The organism is Candidatus Glomeribacter gigasporarum BEG34, assembly GCF_000227585.1.
Lineage (GTDB): Bacteria > Pseudomonadota > Gammaproteobacteria > Burkholderiales > Burkholderiaceae > Glomeribacter > Glomeribacter gigasporarum_B.
In genome coordinates this window covers 1-7,646 of record NZ_CAFB01000062.1, presented here as the reverse complement: position 1 = coordinate 7,646, position 7,646 = coordinate 1, and the positions used below count along the sequence as shown (strand labels likewise).

The window sequence follows — 7,646 nt, the reverse complement described above, 5'->3', positions numbered from 1 at the left end:
TCAGCGGCTTGCACGGCGTCGCTCGCGCTCGCCGTATTATTCATACTGTCTTCGCGCTCGACTCCTTGTGCAATCTCACTGAAAAATGCTCTAAAAAAATGCGCTCAGGCGGATGGCGGAAGTTTTCCGGCGAGCGCGGTTCGTTTTCTGATTCCGATGAACCCATCCGAACTGACTGCATTGCTCGCTGACCAGTTTCCGCAACTCTCTTTGAAGGACGCGGATTGTGCGGTTAAAATCCTGCTGAGCGCAATATCCAACGCGCTGGCGCAGGGAGGGCGCGTTGAGATCCGCAGTTTTGGAAGTTTCAGTTTAAAACGCTACCCAGCGCGCGCCGGCCGCAATCCAAAAACGGGCGAAAAAATTCAGATACCTGAAAAATATGCGCCGCATTTCAAGGCGGGCAAAGAGTTGCGCGAGCGTATAAAACGCCGTTTAAAGTAACACACAAGATTCCATGTCTTCTCCTGAAGTTTTCGACGTCATCGTCATTGGCGGAGGTCACGCCGGAACGGAAGCGGCATTGGCGAGCGCCCGCATGGGGTGTTCAACATTGTTGTTGACGCATAGCCTGGAAACATTAGGGCAGATGAGTTGTAATCCTTCAATTGGCGGGATTGGAAAAGCTCATCTTGTCAAAGAAATGGATGCACTCGGAGGCGCAATGGCGATTGCGGCAGATGAGGCGGGCATCCAGTTTCGTATCCTGAACCGTTCAAAAGGGGCTGCTGTGCGTGCGACCCGCGCTCAGGCGGATCGCTCTCTCTATAAACAGGCGGTCCGTCACAGACTTGAAAATCAGCCAAAGCTTTTTTTATTTCAACAGGCTGTTGAAGATTTAATCATCGAAAGCGAGCGCGTCACAGGAGTGAAAACGCAGATTGGCATCCGTTTTCATGCGCGTTCGGTCATTTTGACCGCTGGAACTTTTTTAAATGGGAAAATTCATGTCGGCGCCAATCACCATACGGGCGGACGGGCGGGTGAGCCAGCCGCTCTGTCATTATCAGCGCGATTAAAAGCACTCGGAATTGCACAGGGAAGATTAAAAACAGGGACGCCGCCCCGGATCGACGGGCGAACAATTCATTTTTCCAGGCTGTTAAAACAGGAAGGCGATGTTGATCCCATTCCTGTTTTTTCCTTTATAGGCCGGGAAGATCAACATCCAGCTCAACTGCCATGCTGGATTACATGTACGAACGCGCGCACGCATGACATTATTCGCGGGGGATTAGATCGCTCGCCAATATACTCCGGTTCAATTGAAGGTGTAGGCCCCCGTTATTGCCCTTCAGTAGAGGATAAAATCCACCGATTCGCGGATAAAGCATCGCATCAGATTTTCCTTGAACCGGAAGGGTTGATGACGAATGAATATTATCCAAACGGTATTTCAACCAGTTTGCCATTCGATGTGCAACTTGAGTTTGTGCATTCCATTCAAGGTTTGGAGGATGCGCATCTCCTGCGACCTGGTTATGCAATTGAATACGATTATTTTGATCCGCGTGGTTTGAAAGCGTCGCTGGAAACAAAAGCGATTCAAAATCTCTTTTTCGCGGGCCAGATCAATGGCACCACAGGTTATGAAGAAGCCGCTGCGCAGGGCCTGATCGCCGGCATCAATGCAGCGCTCAAGGTTCAGGAACGCGATGCCTGGTTTCCTCGCCGCGACCAAGCTTATATTGGCGTTCTGATTGACGATCTCGTCACGCGCGGCGTTTGCGAACCTTATCGAATGTTTACAAGCCGGGCCGAATATCGGCTGAGTTTGCGTGAAGACAACGCGGACAGACGATTAACTGAAATTGGCCATCAGTTGGGTTTGGTTGATGATGGCAGGTGGAAAATTTTCAACCAGAAATATGAAGCTGTTTCGCGTGAAACGCAAAGGTTGTGTTCCACCTGGGTGCACCCAAAAACACTCTCCGATGAAGATACCGTTTTGCTGCTTGGAAAAACAACCGATCAGGAATACTGTTTAGCCGATCTTTTGCGCCGTCCCGAAATCAACTATGCGGCTCTGATGCGTTTCAGAAACGGCGTTTACGCGCCTCATCAGCCGCTTTCAGCCGACAAAACACTTCTTCGTCAAATCGAAGAGCAAGTTGAGATAAGCATTAAATATCAGGGGTATATTGATCGGCAAATGGCAGAAATAGAGCGGTGCAAGGCGTATGAAAATATGCGTCTTCCAGAAAATATAGACTACGGAAAAGTGCGCGGCTTATCGTTTGAAGTCTCCGAAAAACTCACCCAATACCGTCCACAAACACTTGGCCAGGCATCCCGCATCTCAGGCGTTACGCCAGCGGCCATTTCACTACTATTGATTTATTTAAAGAAGAACCCTGGAACAGGTAGCGATTGGGACATCAGCAAAGGCTGATAAACAGCAAAGTCAGTGATTGAATGAATCCCGCTACATATTCACTGGATTCAATGCTCATTGAAGGCGCTGAAATGCTTGGCGTCGGACTTGATGAATCCCAACGGGCGCGTTTGCTGGCATATTTAAAGTATTTTATTCAATGGAATTCTATTTACAATTTAAGCGCAATTCGTGATCCGCAGCAAATGCTTATCCAGCATATTCTGGACTCGCTTGCCATTGTTCCAGTATTGTCCTCTTGCCCCATTTCTTCCGTATTAGACATTGGCTCTGGCGGTGGTCTGCCAGGCGTCGTGCTGGCTATTTCAAAGCCCGATTGGCGGGTGATACTCAACGATGCCGTTCAGAAGAAAACGGCTTTTCTGACCCATTTAAAAACGGTTTTGCCTCTTCCGAATGTTCAGGTTTTAGCAAGCCGCGTCGAGTTGCTGCCTTCTTCAGATGGCGAGCGCATCGCTGCGCAGGCAAAATCACTGCAAAATGTTCTAGTATCCCGCGCCTTCTCCAGTCTTTCCAGGCTTGTTTCTTTGACGCGCCATCTTGTTGCGCCTGGCGTTTCAATTTGGGCGATGAAGGGCGTTTTTCCTGAAGCGGAAATCTCTGAATTTAAAGCCAAAGCGTTGGACGGAATGCATATTGCGCGCGTCGTTAAACTTCATGTACCGTTTCTTAAAGCCGAACGGCATCTGGTTCAAATAACTTGTGAGCCGGCACATGTCGGTGCGCGAGGCTGAAGGAAAAATCAGGGTCAATGGGTCATCGATTTTAGCGCGCTCAACACTCTAGACGAAGTCATCGAACGGTTGTGTAGTGCAATAAATGACTTCTAGGCTGGATAACGCCCTGTGCGCGCCATCTCCATCAGTTTCTCAATACGCGCTTCGGTTGCAGGATGGGTTGCAAAAAGACGGCTGATTGAATTCCCAGATAAAGGATTCATAATCATCATTTGCGCTGTTTCAGGATGCGACTGCGCCGTATCAAACGGGATATTCATCGCTCCGCGGTGAATTTTGTCGAGCGCGGTAGCGAGCGCCTGCGGGTCCGCGCATATTTCAGCGCCGCCGCGATCCGCTTCAAATTCACGCGCGCGCGAGATCGCCATTTGAATCAATGCAGCCGCCAGTGGCGCGAGAATAGCCACCATGATGCCGGCAAATGGATGTCCTGAGCGTTCCTGTTCATCCCGCCCGCGTCCGCCAAAAAACATCGCAAAATTGGCCAGCGCTGAGATGGCGCCGGCCATCGTTGCGCAAATGGTTGAAATCAAAATATCCCGATGCTGGATATGCGCTAATTCGTGCGCCATCACGCCGCGCAATTCACGGTCCGTGAGCATGCGCATGAGTCCGGTGGTTGCAGCGACAGCGGCATGATGCGGATTGCGTCCAGTTGCAAAGGCATTTGGCGCGCTTTCATCAATTAAATATACGCGCGGCATCGGCAACCGGGCGCGCATTGCCAAATCATGCACAATTCGATAGAGCTGCGGCGCGATGCTGTCATCCACTTCCTGCGCCCGATACATGCGCAGCACCAGCTTGTCAGAAAACCAGTAAGAAAAAAAATTCATCGCCAGCGCGAACAGCAAGGCAATCATCATCCCTTGCTGGCCGCCTAGCAGATGTCCGACTGACATAAACAAGGCCGTAATCGCGGCCATCAGTATTGTTGTTTTAATCCAATTCATAGGATATTCCTCAACTCTGAAAAATGCGCTATCCGGGTTGAATATCAAAACCATGCTGCCTCAGCAAGGCGAGCACGCCGCGCGACCCGCCAAGATGCAACGCGCCAATGGCGGCGAACAACGGCGCTTCAGGCTCGGCCATTAAAAGAAGGCGCGCCGCAAAACGCCGGTTACGCTGAAAGAGCGTTTTTTCATCAACCGCTTCAGCGATGCGCCGCGCATGCGCCAGTTTCTCAGTGGTTCTGGTTTGCCACATCGCCAGCGCGTCTGCGTCTCCGGCGCGCCACAGGAGATGTAATTCACGTATATCGGCGGCGCTGCGCTCAGGCGTTTGCATCAGGCTTTGCCTTAGCATTTCCAACTGCTCGGCGCTTGTCAAGCGGGCAAAGGCAAGTATCTGTTCATCGACTGTTTCAAGCCCAAGGATACGCCCGGCGGTATAAATATTTTCAAGTTGCGCCTCGGTACCGTATTCAGTCTGCAAACCCGCGGCAAGAGCGGTCAGCGTATCGAGCAGCATTGCAGCCAGCCAGGGGCGGGCCTTCTTGATTTCAGCGAACTCCGCCGGGTGATCGCGCAAACGCTGGGCGAGCCGGCGCCATAGCGCCGCTGGCGCGAGACGGCGCAGACAAGGATAGGCGCACATCCCATAACGCTGGACATCATCCTGGGACAGAATCAGATCGTCGGGCGAGAGCTCAAATGCAAGTGCGGGCGATGCCTTCAGCGCCGCCCGAATCGCTGGCCGGAAACGTTCAGGACGCGGATAATCACTTGCGTTGCCAACATGCAGCGTACCGAGCAAATAAAGGGTCATAGGCCCTTTACGGGCAATATAGAATGGCAGGTGCGGCGCAACGCGCTCTGCAGACTCAGGGACGGGAGCAGAAGGATAAGAAAATGCGGGCGTTAATGGGGACGTTAAGCACAGGCCCATCAAGCCATACAAAAGTATGAAATGCCATCGCAGTGCGGCCAGAAAACGCTTGAACGCATTTTTCAGTGATTTTCCCTGTGCCGCTTCTGCGTGTTCGGTATTCGGGATCGCTGCGGGGTCGCATCTATCGCGCTGCGCGCGACGGAACCTGCTCCGCCCGCATCGATCCGAGCTCGCTGCGGGGTCGCCTCCATCGCTTCGCGATGGAGGCCTGCTCCGCCCGCATCGAGCTCCATACTGTCTTTTATGCGTCATTCAGCTCTTCTGCACGGTGGCAGGCAACATACCGTTGCGCAACGTTGCGCAGCAGCGGCGTTTCTCTGCGGCAACGCTCAACCGCGTATGGGCAACGCTGATGAAATGCGCAACCGCTCGGTAAATTGAGCGGCGATGGCAGCTCGCCCTGCAGGCGTGTTTTATTCGTCCGTTGAGCCGCCCCAATCACCGGCGCGGCGGAGATCAGCGCGCGCGTATACGGATGACGCGGGCGTTCAAAGAGCGACTTTGTATCTCCAGACTCAACGATGCCGCCCAGATACATCACGATGATCGTATGCGCAATATGTCTGGCGACGGCCAGATTATGCGTAATAAATACATAGCTGGTGCCAAAGCGTTCCTGTAAATCCATCAACAGATTCAGGATTTGCGCCTGAATCGAGACATCGAGCGCGGAAACCGGCTCGTCCGCGACGACAATGCCTGGCTCTAGAATCATCGCGCGCGCAATGGCGATCCGCTGCCGCTGGCCGCCTGAGAACATATGCGGGTAGCGTTGCATATACTCGGGCCGCAAACCGACGGTTTGCATCGCCGCCTCGATCCGCGCGGCGCGTTGCTGAGCATTGAAAGAGGTATTGACGACTAGCGGTTCGGAAAGCGTGGCTTTGACCGTTTTTCTCGGATTGAGCGATGCGAAAGGGTTCTGAAATATGATCTGAATGCGCCGCCGTAATAGAGCGCGCTGCGCGCGATCTGCCTGGGTAATATCGCGCCCATCGATCAGGACCCGGCCAGAGGTCGGTGTTTCGATCATGGTCAGCTGCCGCGCGAGTGTCGATTTGCCGCAGCCGGATTCCCCTACCACTGCAAGCGTTTTGCCTGCGTCTAATGAAAACGACACATCATTGAGCGCCTTGACAAGGCCGTGTCCGGACAGGCCGCGGCGAATCCGGTAATGCTTGGTGAGATGCTCCGCGATCAGTACCGCATCCATTACGGCATCCATTACGCAGCTCCAGAACGCCCGGCGGATTGAAAGTGAAGCGGATGGATGCAACGCACCATGCCGGTCGCGTGCATCGCGTATTCAGGGCGCTTCGGCAGGCACATATCCGTGACATAGCGGCAGCGGGGCGCAAACAGGCATCCGGAAGGTCGATCCTCGCGCCCAGGCACCAGACCCGGCAACGCCGCCAGACGGGCCGCGCCAATATTGCGTTCCGGAATCGCGGCGAGCAGCGCTTCGGTATACGGATGATGCGGCGTCTCGAAAATATCGGGCACCCGGTTGGTTTCAATAATTTCGCCGGCATACATCACCTCGACGCGCTGCGCAACTTCCGAGACCACCGCCAGATCGTGTGAGATCAGAATCAACGCCATGCCGCGCTGTTGCTGCAGTTCGATCAGCAGCCGCATAATCTGCGCCTGAATGGTGACATCCAGCGCCGTTGTCGGTTCATCCGCAATCAGCAGTTTTGGGTTGCAGGCAATCGCTATTGCAATCATCACGCGCTGGTTCATTCCGCCGGAGAGTTGATGCACATAGCTTCCGGTCCGGTTTTTCGCGTCCGGAATACCGACCTGATCAAGCAGTTCAAGCGCGCGCGCCTGCAATGCGGCTCCGCGCAGTCCCTGATGCTTGCGCAATACTTCCTTGATTTGCATGCCAATTGTATAACTGGGGTTCAGGCTCGTTTGCGCGTCCTGAAACACCATCGAAATTTCCTTGCCGATGATTTTCCGGCGCGCGCGCGGCGGCATATGCAGCAAATCCTGGCCATTAAAGCGCATCTCATCCGCGCGCACTCTGCCCGGAGCGTCAATTAACCCCATTACCGCAAGCATCGCAACGCTTTTTCCAGAACCGGATTCGCCCACGATACCGACCACTTCGCCCGGCACGATATTGAGATGGATATGATCGACCACGGGCGGGCCGCCAAAGTCAACGGTCAGATTTTTCAGGACAAGCAAAGGCGCGTCTTTCATTGAATTCGTTTTAATTTCGGATCCAGCGCGTCGCGCAGCGCATCACCGAGTACATTGATCGAGAGAACCGTCACGAGAATCGCAATTCCGGGCATGGTCACAATCCACCAGGCGTTATCCATATAATCGCGCGCGCTCGCGAGCATCAAGCCCCACTCGGCGAGCGGCGGCTGCACGCCGATGCCAAGAAAACCCAACGCGGCCGCATCCAGAACGGCGGTTGAAAAGCCGAGCGTCGCCTGCACGATCAACGGCGCGGCGCAGTTGGGCAGCACTTGTGAAAACATCAGCCGTAGGGTGCCCGCGCCCGCAACGCGCGATGCAATCACATATTCCTTTTGCAGCTCGCCGAGCGCGGAGCCGCGCACCAGCCGCACATAAGCCGGCAGGCCGCCCAATGCAATCGCAAA

The 7,646-nt window shown here is 54.0% G+C and carries 8 protein-coding genes; 3 read left to right on the top strand and 5 right to left on the bottom strand.

Translation table 11 applies throughout. The features are described 5' to 3' along the window. Nucleotides 1–156 precede the first annotated feature (156 nt). The 3 genes from CAGGBEG34_RS07955 to rsmG are packed head-to-tail and all read left to right on the top strand — an operon-like array spanning nt 157 to nt 3,129. A complete protein-coding gene (locus CAGGBEG34_RS07955) occupies nt 157–444 on the top strand; it encodes an integration host factor subunit beta (protein WP_006683189.1) in 288 nt (95 codons plus the stop codon). A gap of 13 nt (nt 445–457) precedes the next feature. After that, nucleotides 458–2,392 carry a tRNA uridine-5-carboxymethylaminomethyl(34) synthesis enzyme MnmG gene (mnmG, locus tag CAGGBEG34_RS07950; RefSeq protein ID WP_006683188.1) on the top strand — a complete coding sequence of 645 codons (1,935 nt, stop codon included), beginning with the start codon at nt 458–460 and terminating at the stop codon, nt 2,390–2,392. A 53-nt stretch (nt 2,393–2,445) separates the two neighbouring features. Further along, nucleotides 2,446–3,129, top strand: coding sequence for a 16S rRNA (guanine(527)-N(7))-methyltransferase RsmG (gene rsmG, locus CAGGBEG34_RS07945; protein WP_006683187.1), 684 nt, complete (start codon nt 2,446–2,448; stop codon nt 3,127–3,129). Nucleotides 3,130–3,221: 92 nt separating this feature from the next. Here the strand turns inward: rsmG and htpX are convergent, their stop codons facing one another. The 5 genes from htpX to CAGGBEG34_RS07920 all read right to left on the bottom strand — a co-directional run. Continuing rightward, entirely contained in the window at nt 3,222–4,085 is an 864-nt protein-coding gene (gene htpX / locus CAGGBEG34_RS07940; RefSeq protein WP_006683186.1) for a zinc metalloprotease HtpX, read from the bottom strand. Between the two features lie 28 nt (nt 4,086–4,113). Then, complete coding sequence (locus CAGGBEG34_RS07935; RefSeq protein WP_238985021.1) at nt 4,114–5,277, bottom strand: TraB/GumN family protein; 1,164 nt, start codon at nt 5,275–5,277, stop codon at nt 4,114–4,116. Beyond that, nucleotides 5,267–6,250: a dipeptide ABC transporter ATP-binding protein gene (locus CAGGBEG34_RS07930; protein ID WP_006683184.1), complete on the bottom strand. Its 984-nt coding sequence runs from the start codon at nt 6,248–6,250 to the stop codon at nt 5,267–5,269. Before CAGGBEG34_RS07930 ends, CAGGBEG34_RS07935 begins: the two co-directional genes overlap by 11 nt. After that, nucleotides 6,250–7,236, bottom strand: a complete 987-nt coding sequence (locus CAGGBEG34_RS07925; protein ID WP_006683183.1) for an ABC transporter ATP-binding protein — start codon at nt 7,234–7,236, stop codon at nt 6,250–6,252. Before CAGGBEG34_RS07925 ends, CAGGBEG34_RS07930 begins: the two co-directional genes overlap by 1 nt. Next, nucleotides 7,233–7,646 (bottom strand): ABC transporter permease subunit (locus CAGGBEG34_RS07920; RefSeq protein ID WP_042688387.1); only part of this gene is annotated, 414 nt, incomplete at its 5' end. The genes CAGGBEG34_RS07920 and CAGGBEG34_RS07925, both read right to left, overlap by 4 nt.

What these genes read in the sequence shown, in the direction of transcription:
- CAGGBEG34_RS07955 (WP_006683189.1), top strand. Translation starts at nt 157, where the DNA reads ATGAACCCATCCGAACTGACTGCATTGCTCGCTGACCAGTTTCCGCAA.
- mnmG (WP_006683188.1), top strand. Translation starts at nt 458, where the DNA reads ATGTCTTCTCCTGAAGTTTTCGACGTCATCGTCATTGGCGGAGGTCAC.
- rsmG (WP_006683187.1), top strand. Translation starts at nt 2,446, where the DNA reads ATGCTCATTGAAGGCGCTGAAATGCTTGGCGTCGGACTTGATGAATCC.
- htpX (WP_006683186.1), bottom strand. Translation starts at nt 4,085, where the DNA reads ATGAATTGGATTAAAACAACAATACTGATGGCCGCGATTACGGCCTTG.
- CAGGBEG34_RS07935 (WP_238985021.1), bottom strand. Translation starts at nt 5,277, where the DNA reads ATGACGCATAAAAGACAGTATGGAGCTCGATGCGGGCGGAGCAGGCCT.
- CAGGBEG34_RS07930 (WP_006683184.1), bottom strand. Translation starts at nt 6,250, where the DNA reads ATGGATGCCGTAATGGATGCGGTACTGATCGCGGAGCATCTCACCAAG.
- CAGGBEG34_RS07925 (WP_006683183.1), bottom strand. Translation starts at nt 7,236, where the DNA reads ATGAAAGACGCGCCTTTGCTTGTCCTGAAAAATCTGACCGTTGACTTT.